22 protein-coding genes are annotated in these 17,375 nt (G+C 61.5%); 16 read left to right on the top strand and 6 right to left on the bottom strand.

What is annotated here, in order from left to right; genetic code table 11:
* Positions 1-140 precede the first annotated feature (140 nt).
* On the bottom strand, positions 141-980 hold the full coding sequence (galU, locus tag FBX99_RS17970) for a UTP--glucose-1-phosphate uridylyltransferase GalU (RefSeq protein WP_011061681.1): 840 nt from the start codon (positions 978-980) through the stop codon (positions 141-143).
* 234 nt (positions 981-1,214) lie between these two features.
* Here galU and FBX99_RS17965 point away from each other — a divergent pair, with 234 nt between their 5' ends.
* Entirely contained in the window at positions 1,215-1,430 is a 216-nt protein-coding gene (locus FBX99_RS17965; RefSeq protein WP_055129562.1) for a hypothetical protein, read from the top strand.
* A 116-nt stretch (positions 1,431-1,546) separates the two neighbouring features.
* The gene (locus tag FBX99_RS17960; RefSeq protein WP_145132397.1) at positions 1,547-1,828 is read left to right on the top strand and encodes a hypothetical protein; all 282 of its coding nucleotides are present in this window, start codon (positions 1,547-1,549) and stop codon (positions 1,826-1,828) included.
* Between the two features lie 25 nt (positions 1,829-1,853).
* Here the strand turns inward: FBX99_RS17960 and FBX99_RS17955 are convergent, their stop codons facing one another.
* On the bottom strand, positions 1,854-2,204 hold the full coding sequence (locus tag FBX99_RS17955) for a hypothetical protein (protein WP_144925357.1): 351 nt from the start codon (positions 2,202-2,204) through the stop codon (positions 1,854-1,856).
* 205 nt (positions 2,205-2,409) lie between these two features.
* Between FBX99_RS17955 and FBX99_RS17950 the strand changes: the two genes are divergently transcribed.
* The 5 genes from FBX99_RS17950 (at position 2,410) to ada (ending at position 5,623) form a co-directional block, all read left to right on the top strand.
* On the top strand, positions 2,410-2,712 hold the full coding sequence (locus FBX99_RS17950; protein WP_144925360.1) for a DUF1883 domain-containing protein: 303 nt from the start codon (positions 2,410-2,412) through the stop codon (positions 2,710-2,712).
* A gap of 25 nt (positions 2,713-2,737) precedes the next feature.
* Positions 2,738-2,908 carry a hypothetical protein gene (locus FBX99_RS28910; RefSeq protein ID WP_178111985.1) on the top strand — a complete coding sequence of 57 codons (171 nt, stop codon included), beginning with the start codon at positions 2,738-2,740 and terminating at the stop codon, positions 2,906-2,908.
* A 163-nt stretch (positions 2,909-3,071) separates the two neighbouring features.
* The gene (locus tag FBX99_RS17945) at positions 3,072-3,794 is read left to right on the top strand and encodes a 2OG-Fe(II) oxygenase (RefSeq protein WP_144925363.1); all 723 of its coding nucleotides are present in this window, start codon (positions 3,072-3,074) and stop codon (positions 3,792-3,794) included.
* Positions 3,781-4,461, top strand: a complete 681-nt coding sequence (alkB, locus tag FBX99_RS17940) for a DNA oxidative demethylase AlkB (RefSeq protein ID WP_144925366.1) — start codon at positions 3,781-3,783, stop codon at positions 4,459-4,461. The genes FBX99_RS17945 and alkB overlap by 14 nt, the downstream gene beginning before the upstream one ends.
* Before the next feature lie 88 nt (positions 4,462-4,549).
* Complete coding sequence (gene ada, locus FBX99_RS17935) at positions 4,550-5,623, top strand: bifunctional DNA-binding transcriptional regulator/O6-methylguanine-DNA methyltransferase Ada (protein ID WP_145132395.1); 1,074 nt, start codon at positions 4,550-4,552, stop codon at positions 5,621-5,623.
* On the opposite strand, the gene FBX99_RS17930 is transcribed toward ada, so the two are convergent.
* Entirely contained in the window at positions 5,587-6,075 is a 489-nt protein-coding gene (locus FBX99_RS17930) for a GyrI-like domain-containing protein (RefSeq protein WP_144925371.1), read from the bottom strand. The two genes, ada and FBX99_RS17930, sit on opposite strands and share 37 nt — an antisense overlap.
* A gap of 149 nt (positions 6,076-6,224) precedes the next feature.
* Here FBX99_RS17930 and FBX99_RS17925 point away from each other — a divergent pair, with 149 nt between their 5' ends.
* The 8 genes from FBX99_RS17925 to FBX99_RS17890 all read left to right on the top strand — a co-directional run bounded on the left by FBX99_RS17925 (position 6,225) and on the right by FBX99_RS17890 (position 12,807).
* Entirely contained in the window at positions 6,225-7,292 is a 1,068-nt protein-coding gene (locus tag FBX99_RS17925; protein ID WP_144925374.1) for a nitronate monooxygenase family protein, read from the top strand.
* A gap of 306 nt (positions 7,293-7,598) precedes the next feature.
* Positions 7,599-8,351 carry a molybdate ABC transporter substrate-binding protein gene (gene modA / locus FBX99_RS17920; protein ID WP_145132393.1) on the top strand — a complete coding sequence of 251 codons (753 nt, stop codon included), beginning with the start codon at positions 7,599-7,601 and terminating at the stop codon, positions 8,349-8,351.
* Positions 8,352-9,032 (top strand): molybdate ABC transporter permease subunit, encoded by a 681-nt coding sequence (gene modB / locus FBX99_RS17915; protein WP_145132390.1) that lies wholly within the window; start codon positions 8,352-8,354, stop codon positions 9,030-9,032.
* Between the two features lie 3 nt (positions 9,033-9,035).
* Positions 9,036-10,115: a molybdenum ABC transporter ATP-binding protein gene (gene modC / locus FBX99_RS17910; protein WP_145132388.1), complete on the top strand. Its 1,080-nt coding sequence runs from the start codon at positions 9,036-9,038 to the stop codon at positions 10,113-10,115.
* A 228-nt stretch (positions 10,116-10,343) separates the two neighbouring features.
* On the top strand, positions 10,344-11,399 hold the full coding sequence (locus FBX99_RS17905; protein ID WP_145132386.1) for a DNA topoisomerase IB: 1,056 nt from the start codon (positions 10,344-10,346) through the stop codon (positions 11,397-11,399).
* Positions 11,400-11,502: 103 nt separating this feature from the next.
* Complete coding sequence (locus FBX99_RS17900) at positions 11,503-12,066, top strand: ATP-dependent Clp protease proteolytic subunit (RefSeq protein WP_041024891.1); 564 nt, start codon at positions 11,503-11,505, stop codon at positions 12,064-12,066.
* 267 nt (positions 12,067-12,333) lie between these two features.
* The gene (locus tag FBX99_RS17895) at positions 12,334-12,516 is read left to right on the top strand and encodes a general stress protein (RefSeq protein ID WP_144925395.1); all 183 of its coding nucleotides are present in this window, start codon (positions 12,334-12,336) and stop codon (positions 12,514-12,516) included.
* A 63-nt stretch (positions 12,517-12,579) separates the two neighbouring features.
* Positions 12,580-12,807 (top strand): hypothetical protein, encoded by a 228-nt coding sequence (locus FBX99_RS17890; protein ID WP_144925398.1) that lies wholly within the window; start codon positions 12,580-12,582, stop codon positions 12,805-12,807.
* A gap of 55 nt (positions 12,808-12,862) precedes the next feature.
* Here the strand turns inward: FBX99_RS17890 and FBX99_RS17885 are convergent, their stop codons facing one another.
* Positions 12,863-13,396: a DUF3087 family protein gene (locus FBX99_RS17885; protein WP_144925401.1), complete on the bottom strand. Its 534-nt coding sequence runs from the start codon at positions 13,394-13,396 to the stop codon at positions 12,863-12,865.
* Between the two features lie 217 nt (positions 13,397-13,613).
* Here FBX99_RS17885 and ppnN point away from each other — a divergent pair, with 217 nt between their 5' ends.
* Complete coding sequence (ppnN, locus tag FBX99_RS17880; RefSeq protein ID WP_024777331.1) at positions 13,614-14,987, top strand: nucleotide 5'-monophosphate nucleosidase PpnN; 1,374 nt, start codon at positions 13,614-13,616, stop codon at positions 14,985-14,987.
* 144 nt (positions 14,988-15,131) lie between these two features.
* Here ppnN and FBX99_RS17875 read toward each other — a convergent pair whose 3' ends face one another.
* Both FBX99_RS17875 and FBX99_RS17870 read right to left on the bottom strand, forming a co-directional pair.
* Positions 15,132-15,797, bottom strand: a complete 666-nt coding sequence (locus FBX99_RS17875) for an HAD-IA family hydrolase (protein ID WP_145132384.1) — start codon at positions 15,795-15,797, stop codon at positions 15,132-15,134.
* An 83-nt stretch (positions 15,798-15,880) separates the two neighbouring features.
* Positions 15,881-17,227 (bottom strand): MATE family efflux transporter, encoded by a 1,347-nt coding sequence (locus FBX99_RS17870; RefSeq protein ID WP_145132382.1) that lies wholly within the window; start codon positions 17,225-17,227, stop codon positions 15,881-15,883.
* Positions 17,228-17,375 lie beyond the last annotated feature (148 nt).

Genomic DNA, 17,375 nt, shown 5'->3' with positions numbered 1-17,375 from the left:
AAAATGAAAATGCCAGGGTGAAGTTCATCAAGGATAAAGCTGAGCGCCACAAGGTTCTATGCCAGACATGACAATGCATTGCCCGCAAAAAAAAACGCCCCGAACCAGTCGGGGCGTTTTTCAGTTCGCGGCGTGGGCTATCAGTAAGCCTTGCCGGTCTTGTAGAAGTTCTCGAAGCAGAAGTTGGTCGCGTCGATGTAGCCTTCGGCGCCACCGCAGTCGAAACGCTTGCCCTTGAACTTGTAGGCCATGACGCAGCCGTTCTGGGCCTGTTTCATCAGGGCATCGGTGATCTGGATTTCACCACCCTTGCCAGGCTCGGTCTGTTCGATCAGGTCGAAGATGTCCGGCGTCAGGATGTAGCGGCCGATGATCGCCAGGTTCGACGGAGCGTCTTCAGGCTTTGGCTTTTCAACCATGCTGTGCACGCGATAGATGTCGTCGCGGATCATTTCGCCGGCGATCACGCCGTACTTGTTGGTTTCCTGCGGATCGACTTCCTGGATTGCCACGATGGAGCAGCGGAATTGCTTGTACAGCTTGACCATCTGGGTCAGCACGCCGTCGCCTTCCAGATTGACGCACAGGTCGTCCGCCAACACCACGGCGAAAGGTTCGTCGCCGATCAATGGACGGCCAGTCAGGATCGCGTGGCCCAGGCCTTTCATTTCAGTCTGGCGGGTGTAGGAGAACGAACACTCATCCAGCAGTTTGCGGATACCGACCAGGTACTTTTCCTTGTCGGTGCCCTTGATCTGGTTTTCCAGCTCATAGCTGATGTCGAAATGGTCTTCCAGCGCGCGCTTGCCACGGCCGGTCACGATGGATATTTCATTCAGGCCCGCATCGAGGGCTTCTTCGACACCGTACTGAATCAGTGGCTTGTTCACCACCGGCAGCATTTCTTTGGGCATGGCCTTAGTCGCTGGCAGGAAGCGAGTACCGTAACCGGCTGCAGGGAACAAGCATTTCTTGATCATATGAATCCTTTAAAAGGCGGTGTGTACGACGGGTTTCGGCGCAGTCTAATCAGGCCGCGGGCACCTTACAATGCCTGCACTGGCCAACCGATGCCATCATAGAGAAATAAACCGGCGGATAGTTCAATCGCCTTTCGTTTCGGGGGTTCAACGGTCCAACGGTAAGCCCGCTGGCACCGTTTGCATGCATTTGGCGTATCATGGCGCCCTCGATCCCGCCAATGAGGCAGCTAGATGTCGGCAACACGAAACGCAAACGGTTATTCGGTCAGTCAGGACAAGGACGGCCAATGGTGGATTGTCAATTACCATGGCGAGCAGGTTGCCGGTCCCTTGCCTACCAAGACCATGGCGGTGGAAGTGGCCGCGGTGTTCCAGGACGAGCGTCCTGCGCCCGCCGCCAAGGAGCGCGAAAAAGCGCCGGCCCGCAACGATCGCCGCAAGAAATAACCGCAAGGGCCTGCATCAGTCGCCTTGCGGCAGGGTGCAGGCCAGCTGTTTATCTGTACCGCAATGACCATTCGCTATAACCTCGCGCAGTCCCCTCCCTTTTCGATGACCACTCCATGAAAACTTATCTGGCGCTGTTTACGGTCCTGGCCCTGGCGGGTTGTGCCTCGACGGAAAATACCTACCTGGCCAACGGCGAGCAGGGCCTGACCATCGACTGTTCAGGCGAAGCCAATTCCTGGGCCGCCTGCTATGAAAAAGCCGATGCCTCCTGCGCCGGCACCGGCTACCGTATCGTTGGCACCGATGGTACGCCCCAGGCCAATGAAAGCGACAAGACCCTGGGCGTGAATGTCGGCAACTTCACCAGTCGCAGTGTCGTGGTCGTGTGCAAGTAAGGTCAGGCCGGAGCTGATACCGTTATCAGCCGGAAATGCAGGCGTTGGCCGCGTCCTGCACATCACCCGGGCGCACCGGTACATTGGACATGCTTTCATGCAGCTTGATGCTGCTGCCGCTGGAGCGTTCGTCAATGTCGAACACCGCGGCCGGCAGGCTCGAAAGTTTGCCGGGGACGATCAGGCGGACGCCGTTCTTGTGGGGTTCCATCTGCAACGCGCCGCGGCTGTCGGCCAGCTTGTCAGCGACGCACCGGGCATATTCGTGGGGTTTCTTACCGGAGATAACACTCATGGTGGGCGGCGTCTGGTTGATGTCCGATACCGATGCACATCCACCCAAGGCCAATGCCAACACCCACGCACTACGCTTCATATGATTCCTCCGACAAAGACCCTCCGACAGCGTAGAAGCCGTTTTTCTCCGGTGCCCCGCGCTTTTTTATTTGGCACCGTCGTGTCAAATCGCGGAAGTCGGGTCAGGGACCGGCTTTTAACCCACGGTGCTGATAAACTGCGTCCCATTATTGCAGCCTCTACCGTGTCGAGCGTGTAGAAAAAAAGCCCTTCTGGAGGCGCCCATGAAATTCATCCACCAACGCGAGCACCTCAACGAAGACGATATTGTCGTCATCGAATGCTCCCAGACGTGCAACATCCGCCTGATGAACGACGCGAACTTCCGCAGTTTCAAGAATGGCGGACGCCACACTTACCACGGCGGCGCGTTCGATACGTTCCCGGCGCGAATCACCGCACCGAGTACCGGCTTCTGGAACATCACCATCGACACCGTCAGCCGCCGGGCCATCAGCGTCACGCGCAAGCCGACCCTGACCCACAAGATCAAAATCGTCCGGCGCTCCAGCTCGAAACTGAGCTGAGCCCCCTGCTCACATAGGCAAAACCGTGGCCCAGACAACCAAATACGTCATCAAATACAAACTCAACGACAAACGCCGCTTCGAGTTCGCGCAGCTGGAAACCGGCACTGAGGAAGAAGCCCGAGCAGCGCTGGAGGCGATGCATGGGCAGAGCGACGATGTGATCAGCGACGTCAAGGTCAGCAAGGCGTTGTAGTCCCCTCCGAGGCTTTTGTGGCGAAGGGATTTATCCCCTCGCCACGGGGTGATGCAATATCAGATGGCCGCGGGCCACAAACAAACATTAACCGCAAGCGCCGGAGTGCCGGACAGCCCAACACCCACCAGACTGACCAATCCTATTCCCCAGGATTGTCACCATGCCCTCTACCTCACATTCGCTGAGCCAGTCCCTCGATGCAATCGACCAGCCAGCCCTGGAACAAAGCCTCGAGCAGCATGGCAGTGGCGTGCTTCGCCGTCTTTTGCCGGTGACTCAATGTCATCAGCTCAGCAGCCTGTACCCACAGCCCGGGCTGTTCCGTTCCCGGGTGATCATGGCCCGCCATGGATTCGGGCGCGGCGAATATCAATATTTCCGCTACCCGTTGCCCGCTATCGTCCAGCAGCTGCGTGAAACGTTGTATCCGCTGCTGGTGCCCCTGGCGAACCGCTGGAACGAACACATGGGCCTTGAAACGAGATACCCCGACGCACACTGCGATTTCATTCGGCATTGCCATGGCGCCGGGCAACAGCGTCCGACGCCGTTGCTGCTGCAATACGGCCCTCAGGATTACAACTGCCTGCATCAGGATCTGTACGGCGAGCAGGTATTCCCGCTGCAGGTGGCGATACTGCTGTCGGAACCGGGCCAGGACTTTACCGGCGGCGAATTCGTGCTCACCGAACAACGCCCACGCATGCAGTCGCGCCCCCAGGTCATCGGTCTGAAACAAGGCGATGCCGTGGTGTTTGCCGTGCATCAACGACCGGTCAAAGGCGTTCGCGGTTATTATCGGGTGAACATGCGCCATGGCGTCAGCCGCGTGCACAGCGGCCAACGGCACACCTTGGGAATCATTTTTCATGACGCGCAATGACGACACCCCGATCACGTTGGACCTGTTCGCCGACGAGTCGCCGGCGACACCCGGCCAGATCGAACAGATTGGCCAGCAGGCGTTCGTGCTGCGCGGGTTTGCCCTGCCTTGGCTGGAGCAGTTGCTGCCGGCCCTGGAAACGGTCTTGCAGACCGCGCCGTTCCGGCAGATGGTCACGCCCGGCGGCTTTACCATGTCGGTGGCCTTGAGCAGTTGCGGTGCGCTGGGCTGGACCACCGACCGCTGCGGCTATCGCTACACCGCCCATGACCCACAGAGCGGCCGCCCCTGGCCCGACATGCCGACGCTGTTCCGCGAACTGGCCCAGGCCGCCGCACGAGCAGCGCATTTCGAGCACTTCGAGCCCGACGCCTGCCTGATCAACCGCTATGTGCCGGGGGCGCGGATGTCGTTGCACCAGGATAAGAATGAACGCAGCCTCACCGCCCCCATCGTCTCGATATCCCTGGGCCTGCCGGCGGTGTTCCAGTTCGGCGGATTCGAGCGCAGCGACAAGCCCTTGCGCGTTCCGCTGTTTCACGGCGACATCGTGGTCTGGGGCGGCGTCGACCGGCTGCGTTACCACGGCGTGCTGCCGCTCAAGGACGGTCGGCATCCACGGCTGGGCGCGCAGCGGATCAACCTGACGTTCCGCACCGCCGGATAACCATGCAGAATTCAACCGCAAGACCCGGAGTGTCGCCCTCCCACCGGCTGGTTACTGTAGCCAAAACGGGCCAATGGACAGAACGACCATGAACACCACTTCGAACACCCTCGCCCCTGAACTCGATCCTCGCTGGGCCGCCGTGCTCGCCCGGGACCCTCGCGCCGACGGGCAATTCGTCTACGGCGTGAAAACCACCGGCATCTACTGCCATCCCAGCAGCCTGTCGCGCCTGCCCAATCCGCGCAACGTCGAATTCTTCGACACCCCGGAACAGGCCCAGGCAGCCGGCTATCGCCCCAGCAAACGCGCCGCCAGGGACCAGACCCAGGTGGCCGCCCAACAAGCCGCCCGGGTCGCGGCGGCCTGCCGGCAGATCGAAGCGGCGGAGGAACTGCCGGGGCTCAATGAGCTGGCCCGAAGCGCAGGCTTGAGCCCGTTCCACTTCCATCGGATCTTCAAGACCGTCACCGGCCTGACCCCCAAGGGCTACGCCGCCGCCCACCGCTCGCGCAAGGTGCGTGAACGCCTGGCCGACGCCGGGACCGTCACCGAAGCGTTGTACGACGCCGGTTTCAATTCCAACAGCCGCTTTTACGAAGCAGCCGATAAAGTGCTGGGTATGAAACCCGCCGACTACCGTGCCGCCGGGCAGAACACCGATATCCACTTCGCCGTCGGACAATGCTCCCTGGGAGCGATCCTGGTGGCGCAAAGCGAACGCGGCGTGTGCGCCATCCTTTTGGGGGACGACCCCGACGCACTGGTCCGCGACCTGCAGGACAAATTCCGCCGCGCCAACCTCATCGGTGCCGACCGGGAATTCGAGCAACTGGTCGCGCAGGTGGTCGGTTTCATCGAAGCGCCCGCCCTGGGCCTGAATCTACCCCTGGATCTGCAGGGCACGGCATTCCAGGAGCGGGTCTGGCAGGCCCTGCGAGAGATTCCGCCGGGCAGTACCGCCAGCTACGCCGAGATCGCCCAGCGCATCGGCCTGCCCAAGGCCGTGCGCGCGGTGGCCCAGGCCTGTGGCGCCAACAGCCTGGCCGTGGCAATCCCCTGTCACCGGGTGGTGCGCAGCGACGGCAACCTCTCGGGCTATCGCTGGGGGGTGGAGCGCAAGCGTCAGTTACTGGCGCTGGAGCGCTCGGCCGGGGACTGAACGCCGATGTAGATCGCCACCGAGTCGGGGCCGTTGTAGACCTCGAAATCGGTGACGAAACGGCGCAGGGTCTGCGGGTTGTCAGCAAAGTATGCCCAGATCAGGCCCCAGGTCTGGATCACACAGTCGGGCATCGGTCCCTTGGCCGAGAACACCAGGTAATCGCCACCCTCGATGTCCACGACGGGGTAGCCCGGGCTCGTTGCGTCGACCTCCACGCCGGCGGTTACATCGAAGTGGCCGGTCGCATCCGATTCATAGTTGGAATACACCCCATAGACGAACGACTCCGAGCGCCTGGCCGGAATCCGGTCGAACAGCCCCTCGGTGAAGAACCGCTCCCACATCGGGCCGATCCTTGCCGTTTCCGGTTGCTGCTCGTCGGTGTTACGGGTACGGACTTGCAAGCCCGCCACGCTAAAGGGTTCGACTGCCTTGAGTTTTACGTCCATGGCTAGGGCTCCTGGGTAAGTGAAGCACGCATGGTAATCCTCTCACCCGGGGGATCAAGCGCTGGCCTTCGATTGAAAAACTCGACTGGCCCAAGCGGGGTCACACCTGCTACAAACAGGGTTTCTTGCCCTGCCGGAGCACCCTGCATATGAGTCAATGGCCAGACACTCGCATCCTCGACCTGCTCGGTATCGAGCTGCCCATCATCCAGGGGCCGCTGGCCGGGGTGACCGGCCCCGCCATGGTGATCGCCACTTGCAACGCCGGCGGGCTGGGCTCGATGCCGGCAGCGATGCTGGATGTCGAGCAACTGCGCCAGGCGCTGACGACGATCAGCGAGCAGACCGACAAGCCGTTCAACGTGAATTTTTTCTCCCATCGGCCACCGGCCTTCGACGAGCAGCGGGCCGAGGCCTGGAAGCAGCGGCTCAAGCCCTACTATGAGGAACTGGGGGCCGACTTCGAGGCACCGACGCCGGTATCAAACCGCACGCCATTCGATGACGCGGCCTGCCAGGTGCTGGAGGAGATGCGACCAAAAGTGGTCAGCTTCCATTTCGGCCTGCCGGAGCAATCCCTGCTGGATCGGGTAAAGGCCACCGGGGCGAAGATCCTTTCATCGGCGACCACCGTCGAGGAGGCCATCTGGCTGGAGCAACGCGGTTGCGATGCGATCATCGCCATGGGCTACGAGGCCGGCGGCCATCGTGGGATGTTCCTCAGCGACGATCTGAACACCCAGGTGGGCCTGTTTGCCTTGCTGCCCCAGGTGGTGGATGCGGTGAAAGTGCCGGTAATCGCCACCGGCGGCATCGGCGATGCGCGGGGGATCGTCGCGGCGTTTGCCCTGGGCGCATCGGCGGTACAACTGGGCAGCGCGTACCTGTTCACACCCGAGGCCAAGATCAGCGCATCCCATCACCGGGCGTTGCGCACCGCCAGGGAAAGCCAGACCGCCGTGACCAACCTGTTCACCGGGCGACCAGCCCGGGGTATCGTCAACCGGGTGATGCGTGAAGTCGGCCCGATGAGCCCGCTGGCACCGGCATTCCCCCTGGCAGGCGGCGCCTTGATGCCACTGCGGGCCAAGGATGAAGCCGACTTCAGCAACCTCTGGGCGGGCCAGGCGTTTCCCATGGGCCGGGAGTTGCCCGCCGGCGAACTGACCCGGCGCCTGGCCGATGAAGCATTGGCAAGGCTTGGCAAGGGGATTTGACTCCACAGGATCTTTACAGCGTCCACATAACCCTGTGGGAGCGGGCTTGCTCGCGAAAGCGGTGGGCCAGTAACTCTCCACGTTGGATGTGCCGGCCTCATCGCGAGCAAGCCCGCTCCCCACAGAGGTCTGGTATCTCAGCAGCATCTATTTCAAACACAAATCCTTGTGGGAGCGAGCCTGCTCGCGATGAGGCCGGCACATTCAACCAATACCAACTGCAACAGCGCAAAACTCACATTCCGTTTGCCAGGCATTCGCTATATATTTCCGTATACAGCGAACCCACCCCCTACGGAGTCTTCAATGCGCCCCATCCGCTTCTCGCCATGGCTGCTGTCCACCTTCCTGATCGCCGGCGCAGCCCAGGCCGATGAAGTGCAGGTGGCCGTGGCCGCCAATTTCACCGCACCGATCCAGGCCATTGCCGCCGACTTCGAAAAGGACACCGGGCACAAACTGGTGGCAGCCTATGGCGCAACGGGGCAGTTCTATACCCAGATCAAGAATGGCGCGCCCTTCGAAGTGTTCCTCGCCGCCGACGACACCACCCCAGCCAAACTGGAAAACGAAGGCGACACCGTCAAGGGCTCACGCTTCACCTACGCCATCGGCACGCTGGCGCTGTGGTCGGCCAAGGACGGCTATGTCGATGACCAGGGTCAGGTGCTCAAGAACAACGGTTTCCAGCACCTGTCCATCGCCAACCCCAAGGCCGCGCCCTATGGCCTGGCCGCGACCCAGGTGCTGGAGAAATTGGGGTTGGCCGCACAGGTCAAGGGCAAGATCGTTGAAGGCCAGAACATCACCCAGGCCTATCAATTCGTCTCCACCGGCAACGCCGAACTTGGCTTCGTGGCGCTGTCCCAGGTGTACAAGGACGGCAAGCCCACCGGCGGTTCGGCATGGATCGTCCCGGCCGAACTGCATGACCCGATCAAACAGGACGCGGTGATCCTCGGTAAAGGCCGCGACAATCCTGCCGCCAAGGCCCTGATGGACTACCTCAAGGGCCCGAAAGCCGCCGCCATCATCCAAGCCTACGGTTACCAACGCTAAATGCCGCTGACCAGTGCCGATTATTCAGCGATCTGGCTGACCCTGAAGCTCGCCTCGCTGACGACAGTGATCCTGCTGCTCGTCGGCACACCTATCGCCCTGTGGCTGTCGCGCAGCCGATCCTGGTTGCGTGGGCCGGTGGGCGCGGTGGTGGCCCTGCCGCTGGTGCTGCCACCCACGGTGATCGGCTTCTACCTGCTCCTGGCATTGGGCCCCAATGGCTGGATCGGCCAACTGACCCAGGCCCTCGGATTGGGCACCCTCACGTTCAGTTTCACCGGGTTGGTGATCGGCTCGGTGATTTACTCCATGCCGTTTGTGGTGCAGCCGTTGCAAAACGCGTTCTCGGCCATTGGCAATCGTCCCCTGGAGGTCGCCGCCACCTTGCGCGCCGGTCCCTGGGACACCTTCTTCAGCGTCATCCTGCCCTTGGCCAGCCCCGGCTTCATCACCGCAGCCATTCTCGGCTTCGCCCACACTGTCGGCGAGTTCGGCGTGGTACTGATGATCGGCGGCAATATCCCGGACAAGACCCGGGTGGTGTCGGTGCAGATCTACGACCACGTCGAAGCCCTGGAATACGCCCAGGCCCACTGGCTGGCGGCGGCGATGCTGGTATTTTCATTCGTTGTGCTGCTGGCGCTGTATTCCAGCCGCAGGACCCGGACAGCCTGGAGCTGATCGATGATTCAGGCGCGCTTGCAGCTCGACCATGGCAGTTTTTCCCTGGACCTGGATGTGCAACTGCCGGGCCGCGGCGTGACGGCGCTGTACGGTCCGTCCGGCTCCGGCAAAACCACCTGCCTGCGCTGCATCGCAGGCCTGGAACGCGCGCCGCAGGGTTTGGTACGCATCAATGGCGACGTGTGGCAGGACAGCGAACGCGGCGTGTTCGTGCCGCCCCATCGACGAGCGCTGGGGTATGTGTTCCAGGAGGCGAGCCTGTTCAGTCATCTGTCGGTGCGGGCCAACCTGGCATTCGGTCTCAAGCGCATCGCCCCGGGGCAACGGCGGGTGGACATGGACCAGGCCACCGAACTGCTGGGCATCGGCCACTTGCTCGAGCGCCGGCCCCACAACCTGTCCGGCGGCGAGCGCCAGCGGGTGGGCATCGCCCGCGCCCTGCTGACCAGCCCGCGGCTGTTATTGATGGATGAGCCGCTGGCCGCACTCGACACCCGACGCAAGAACGAGATCCTGCCCTACCTGCAACGGCTCCACGACGAGTTGGACATCCCGGTGCTGTACGTCAGTCATTCCCAGGACGAAGTGGCGCGCCTGGCCGACCACATTGTGGTGCTCGATGGTGGACGCGCGTTGGCCAGCGGACCGATTGGCGCAACCCTGGCGCGACTCGACCTGCCGCTGGCCCAGGGGGACGACGCGGGCGTGGTGATCCAGGGCACGGTCAGCGATTACGACCCCGCCTACCAGTTGCTCACCCTGACACTGCCTGGTAGCTCACTGCACGTGCGGGTGGCCCATACGCCGCTGGCCGTCGGGCAGTCGCTGCGTTTCAAGGTCCAGGCCCGGGACGTCAGCCTCAGCCTGGGGAACGATGCCCACACCAGCATCCTCAATCGCTTGCCGGTCACGGTGACCGGCGAACTGGCCGCCGACAATGCCGCCCACGTGCTGATCCGACTGGAAGCCGCCGGCACGCCGCTGCTGGCACGCATCACCCGCTATTCCCGCGATCAGTTGGCGTTGTATCCAGGGCAGATGCTCTGGGCGCAGATCAAGGCCGTGGCGGTGTTGGCGTAACAGCCAATCCCTCGACATCCCTTGTGGGAGCGGGCTTGCTCGCGAAGGCGGTGGGTCAGCAACCATTAATACTGGAGGTGCCGACGCATTCGCGAGCAAGCCCGCTCCCACACAGGTTCAGAGGCTTCCCCTCAGATGGAGGGCTGTTTTCAGAATTTCGGCACGACCGCAACCGGCCGAGGTCAATCAATCCATAGGCCACCGCATTCGCTGCCCAAGGATTTCTCCATGCCCGACACCTCACCACCGGAAGCATTGCCGGCCGACCTGCATTATGTTGATGACACCAGCCCGGGCATCACCCGCAAGAAGCTGCGGGGCAAGTTCTGTTACTTCGATCCTCAGGGCCAACGCATCACCGATGCGGCCGAAATCCAACGCATCAATGCTCTGGCGGTGCCGCCGGCCTACACTGATGTGTGGATCTGCAGCGACCCGCGCGGCCATCTCCAGGCCACCGGCCGGGACGCCCGAGGGCGCAAGCAATACCGTTACCACGCGCGCTGGCGCGAGGTGCGCGATGCCGACAAGTATTCGCGAATGTTGGAATTCGGGCGCACCCTGCCCCGCCTGCGCAAACGCCTGGAGGCGATTCTCGCGACCCCCGGCTTCAGTCGCGACAAAGTCATGGCCACCGTCATCACCTTGCTGGACGTGACCCTGATCCGCGTCGGCAACAGCCAATATGCCCGGGAGAATCGCTCCTACGGCCTGACCACCCTGCGCAGCAAACACGTTGAGGTCAACGGAAGTGCTATCGCCTTCCAGTTCCGTGGCAAGAGCGGCGTCGAACACCAGATCACCGTGAAGGACCGGCGCCTGGCGCGGATCATCAAGCGCTGCCAGGAAATGCCGGGGCAGAATCTGTTCCAGTACCTGGACGAAAACGGCGAACGCCACGCCATCAGTTCCTCGGACATCAATGCCTACCTCAAGACCCTGACCGGCGCCGAGTTCACCGCCAAGGATTACCGCACCTGGGCCGGTAGCGCGGCGGCCCTGGCAGGCTTGCGGGCGTTGCGCTGGGAAACCGAGACGGAGGCAAAAAAACACATCGCCGAGATGGTCAAGCAGGTCGCCCGGCAGCTGGGCAACACACCGTCCGTTTGCCGCAAGTGCTACATTCATCCTGCGGTACTGGAAGGTTTCCTGCTCGGCACGTTGAAGCAACTGCCCAAGCCTCGGGCCCGTAAAGGCCTCAGCGAAGAGGAAGCCGGGCTGGCGATGTTTTTGCAACGGGTGATGCAAGCCACACAAGCGTGCGAGTCGAAGTTCGGTGCCTGACACCCCGAACAACGGCTCACCCATCCGGAACATCCAGCCAGCGCTGAACTCCCAACTGTACGATCCCGCAACACCTCACGCGTGAAATCGACAGGAGTCCTCGATGTCCGAACACATTGTCCATTTTCATTGCCAGATCGATCAGGGAACCACCGAACGCTTTCGCGACAACTGCCTGGAAGCGATCGAGAAAGGCGCAGACTCGCTGATGCTCAATCTCTCCACGGTCGGAGGCAGCACCAACTTCGGTTTCACCCTCTATACCTTCATCAAGTCCCTCCCGGTGCCGGTACGTGCAGTCAACGCCGGCAATATCGAGTCGATGGGCATCGTCATGTACCTGGCCGCCAGCGACCGCACCACCACCCCTCATTCACGCTTCCTGATCCATCCCATGAACTGGTATTTCGGCCAGAAATCGGTGGATCACTCGCGGCTGCGCGAATACCTGTCCAGCTTGGACAACGACGTCGCGCGGTACGTGGAGATCTACGTCAAGGAAACCGCCGGGGCCGCCACGCAGTTGGATATCTTCAAATGCCTGTGCAACGAGGAACGGGTCATCCCGGCAGAAAATTCCCTGGCGTTCGGCATCGCCCACCGGGTCGAACAGGTAGTATTTCCTACAGATGCCAAGCATTGGAAAGTCAGTGGTGGCGAGGATTAGGCGCTCAGGTGGCCCCAACGACTTCAGTCAAGTCATTTTTCCGACAGGGGAAACTGTAAATAATAAAATAAGACATCCGCTGTTCCATGTATAAAAGAGTTCAATACCTTACAACAACGAAACGAAGCGGCAAGGCGCGCTTTAATAATTACCAGGAATGACCATTCGTCGCCAGCGCAACGCTTTTATTAAACTTCCCCCGCCGCTTACCTTTCACATTTAATGCGAGGCACGTTGCTCGCTTAAACCAGTATGAGGATTCTCGAAATGGCTAACAGCGGAAACAAAAACCCAGGCAACTTCGCAAATGATCGTGAAAAAGCATCTGAAGCCGGTAAGAAAGGCGGACAGGCGTCGGGCGGCAACAACACCAACGACCGTCAAAAAGGCTCTGGCGCCGGCAGCAAAGGCAACGAACGCGGCCAAAGCGGCGGTGGCCGGAAGTCGTAACTCCTGAGACCCGCCGGGGCGCAGCCTTGCTGCGCCCTGGTGCTGGATAAGTCGAGGTGAAGCATGAGCAATCAGGAGCGGTTCATTGTCAGTTTTATCGCCAACGGCCAACCGGATAGCCGAGTGATGGAAGCCGACAGCGAGACATTGAGTGTCAGCGAGGCCGAAGCCCTGTTGAGAGTTTCTTTCAGTGAACTCCAAAGCGCTCAATTAAGTGACATTCAAGTGCAGAAAAGAACACGCCCCACTGAACAGGAACATGGCGTACCCGGACACTTTAAACAACCATAGCCATTATCGTTTAATGTTTATAACGTTATCTGAGGCGTCGACCGCCTCTTAGCCATCAGCGCTGCGCATATGTGCTTTTCAGCGCGTCGATCCACGCCGGATCCAGGCACGACTGTCCGATATCCAGACCCATCTCCTGCATCCTTTCCACATGTTCATCGGCTTCTCGCGCCAACGCCCGCTGGTCGCTGGAATTGGCGTCCAGCCGATGCATCTGCTCCAGTCCCACGTGATAGAACCGCAGTAGCTTCATGGCGACCGGGTCCTGGACCTGCACACCGGCCTTTACCCGATGCATGACGTTGGTGACGCGCATCAGGTTGCGCTTGAGCTGCCAGCCGTACACCGCCGCGGCCATCCAGGGTTGCGTCCAGAAATACAGGCGCATCAGCGCGGCCATCACCAGCACCGCCACAATCACCCCGACCAGGTTGAAACGAAAGTTATCCCCCCCGGGCGTGCCGAACACCATCACGGCCAGGCTGGACAACAGCATCGCCAAGGCCAGGAACAGCACGGCGATGATCAGCGTACTGCGGCGGGTCTGCTGTTGGTAGAGGTCGGCATCCCAGGGTTTGATCTCGAACATCGCGGTGCAATTTCCTTGTACGGCACGAAAAGAGTCGAGCATTATCGCCTGCCCGGCCGATTTAGCTATGCTGGGGCTCATTTTGTGTTGCACCCGACCCGAAGGATCCGGATCAAAGTCCATGGCGATACCGCAAGGATCGTGCGATCTTTCTGCGTGGACGTATTTTTCAAGATGCCGCCTCAGTGTGCACGGCATCGTTTTCAAGGAAAGCTGAATGACTCAAAGACATGTAATCAACGCTTCGGTGAGCCCCAAAGGCAGCCTGGAGACCCTGTCCCAGCGCGAAGTCCAGCAACTGAGCGAAGCCGGTTCCGGCAGCATCTATACCCTGTTCCGCCAGTGCGCCCTGGCCATCCTCAATACCGGCGCCCATGTCGACAACGCCAAGACCATCCTGGAAGCCTACAAGGATTTCGAGATCCGCATTCATCAACAGGACCGCGGCGTGCGCCTGGAACTGCTGAACGCGCCGGCCGACGCCTTCGTCGACGGCGAGATGATCGCCAGCACCCGGGAAATGCTGTTCAGCGCCCTACGCGACATCGTCTATACCGAGAACGAACTGGACAGCCAGCGCATCGACCTGAGTTCGTCCCAGGGCATCAGCGACTATGTGTTCCACCTGCTGCGCAACGCCCGCACCTTGCGTCCCGGCGTAGAGCCGAAGATCGTCGTGTGCTGGGGCGGTCACTCGATCAACACCGAAGAATACAAGTACACCAAGAAGGTCGGCCACGAACTGGGCTTGCGCAGCCTGGACATCTGCACCGGCTGCGGTCCCGGCGTGATGAAAGGTCCGATGAAAGGCGCCACCATCGCCCATGCCAAGCAACGTATCCATGGCGGCCGTTACCTGGGCCTGACCGAACCGGGCATCATTGCCGCCGAGGCGCCGAACCCGATCGTCAACGAGCTGGTGATCCTGCCGGACATCGAGAAGCGCCTGGAAGCCTTCGTGCGGGTCGGTCACGGCATCATCATCTTCCCGGGCGGGGCCGGTACCGCGGAGGAGTTCCTGTACCTGCTGGGCATCCTGATGCACCCGGCCAACCAGGACCTGCCCTTCCCGGTCGTCCTCACCGGGCCGAAAAGCGCCGCGCCATACTTCGATCAGTTGCATGCCTTTGTCGGTGCAACCCTCGGCGAAGCGGCCCAGAAGCATTACCAGATCATCATCGACGACCCGGCCGAAGTGGCACGGCAGATGACCCAGGGCCTCAAGGAAGTGAAGCAGTTCCGCCGCGAGCGCAACGACGCCTTCCACTTCAACTGGCTGCTGAAGATCGATGAAGGCTTCCAGCGTCCGTTCGATCCGACCCACGCCAACATGGCCAGCCTGGGCTTGAGCCTCGACCTGCCGTCCCATGAGCTGGCCGCCAACCTGCGCCGTGCGTTCTCCGGGATCGTGGCCGGCAACGTCAAGGACAAGGGAATCCGCCTGATCGAAGAACACGGCCCTTACGAGATCCACGGCGATCCCGCCATCATGGAACCCCTCGACCGCCTGCTCCAGGCCTTTGTCGCCCAGCACCGGATGAAACTGCCGGGCGGTGCGGCCTATGTGCCGTGCTATCGCGTGGTGACCTGACCTCTCGCAAGCACCCACTGTGCCATTGTGGAAGCGGGCTTGGTGGGAGCGGGCTTGCTCGCGAAGGCGTCGGCTCATTCAATATGAATGCGACTGAACCACCGCTTTCGCGAGCAAGCCCGCTCCCACAGGGGTCTGCGGCGGTTATAGAGTGATGTTCAGCCGCATCCGTCCTGATGCATCCAATCCAACGCCAAGCCCAAGGTAATCCTCGATCGACGGATGAACCGTGTCCACCGGATGCACGTGCGTCGCCGTCACCACCATCACATCCGCTCCCGCCGCTTCGCCGGCCCGAATACCGGCGTCGGCATCCTCGAACACCAGACAATCCTGCGCTGCCACCCGCAGCCGTTCGGCAGCCAGTCGATAACAGGCAGGGTTGGGCTTGCCGTCGTTGACGTCTTCGGCGGTGACCATCACGGCGGGACGGGGAATGCCGGCGGCCTCCATCCGACGCAAAGCCAGTGCCATAGGGGCCGAGGTGACGATCGCCCAGCGCTCGGCTGGCAAGCCATTCAAGAACGCCACGACCCCCGGCACGGGCACCACGCCTTCGACGTCTTCGATTTCCTCACGGGTTATCTGCTCGGCCTCAGCCTGGGCATTCACCCCCGGCAGATGCTGGCGAGCGATGGTGTCGATGGCCCTCACGCCATGGATGGTGGGCAGAAATGTCGCCACGTCCACGCCGTGGCGCAGTGCCCAACGGGTCCAGATCCGCTCGGCGGCGGCGATGGAGTTCAGCAGGGTGCCGTCCATGTCGAAGAGGAAGGCTTTGTAGGCAGTGGATGAGTGTTTTACGGACATCGGGTTCTCACAGTCAAAACATTGGCCCCTGTGGGAGCGGGCTTGCCCGCTCCCACAGGGTTGTGGTGTCTGGGGGCGATCATCTACACCAACCGCTCGATCGACTGATGCTGCCAGACCCGTTTGTAATACAGCACCTGCAGCAACAGCATGCTCAGGTACGCCACGGGAAACGCCATCCATACCCCTTCCAGGCCGAAGTGGGCGTCGAGCAGGTAAGCCGCCGGCACCTGTACACCGACGATGCAGAAAATCGAGATCGCCACCGGCATCAACACCGTGCCGCTGGCGCGCATGATGCCACCGACGATGGCCTGGAAACCGAATATCAGCAAGCTCCAGAGCATGATGTGCAGCAGGTGTTCGGCCTTGACCCGTGCCGCCGGGTCGGTGATGAACAAACCCAACAGCCAGTGGGACAACAGGTACCCCAGCAACACCAGTCCACCCGTCAGGTAGACGTTGATCAGCAACCCGGTGCGCAGGATCGGCCCCAGGCGCTCCAGGCGTCCGGCGCCAATGGCCTGGGCGCCGAGGATGGAAGCGCTGATGGCAATCGACAATGCCGGGAACTGCACATAGTTGACGATCTGCGTCACCGCGCCATAGGCCGCCGTGGCCTGGGAACCGTGGCGATTGACCAGCGCCAGGATCACCAGCTCCGACAACGAGATCACCACCATCTGCAACCCCGTCGGCAGGCCGATACGCAGCACTTTGGCGAGGATCTCCCGGTCCAGGCGCATCGCCGCGAACAACGCCCGATCCGGTGCCAGGGCATGCTCGCGACGGTTCAAGCGCCACGCCAGCAACACCATGGCCGACGCCGTGCCCAGCAACCCCGCCAGTGCCGCGCTCTGGATGCCCATCTGCGGCAGTCCCAGCCAACCACGAATCAACGCTGGCGTGAGCAGCATCCCGACCCCGGTGGACACCAGCAACGCCAGCAAAGGCGTCAGCGTATCGCTGACCCCGCGCAACAACTGGGTAAACAGGACGAACACCAGCAATATCGGCAGAATCCACATCATGACCCGGGCATAGGCAACGGCGTCCTCCAGCACATCGGCCGGCGTGCCCAAGCCTTGCAGGGCCTGACGGGTAAAAATACTGCCAAGCACTGCCGCCACCAGACCGATGATCGCCCCCAGCAGCAACGTCGAGCCGGCAATCGCCTTCACCGTGCCGGTTTCCCGCGCACCGTAGGCCTGCCCGATCAGCACCCCGGCCCCCGCGCCCAGGCCAATCACCAGCGCAATGAAGAAGAACAGGATCGGAAACATCCCCGACACCGCCGCCAGCGCCTCGGTGCCAAGCATCTGGCCAATGTAGATGCTGTTGAGCGTACCGGACATGGACTGCAGGAAATTGGACAGGACCATGGGGGTGAGGAACAGGAGGTAGATTTTCCAGAGCGGCTGGGTCGGCATGGGAGCTCTTGATGGCAGGTTCGACAATTCAGGTGTCGGTAATTTAGCGCAATCCATACCTGTGGCGAGGGGATTTATCCCCTCGCCACAGGTTCACTAGGCTGGCAGTTACCTTCGTCAGGCCGATTCGACATTTCACAGACTGTGG

Source organism: Pseudomonas sp. SJZ074 (assembly GCF_007828215.1).
Taxonomy (GTDB): Bacteria; Pseudomonadota; Gammaproteobacteria; order Pseudomonadales; family Pseudomonadaceae; genus Aquipseudomonas.
Note: the sequence above shows the minus strand (reverse complement) of the source record. Positions and strands in the feature narration are given on the sequence as shown.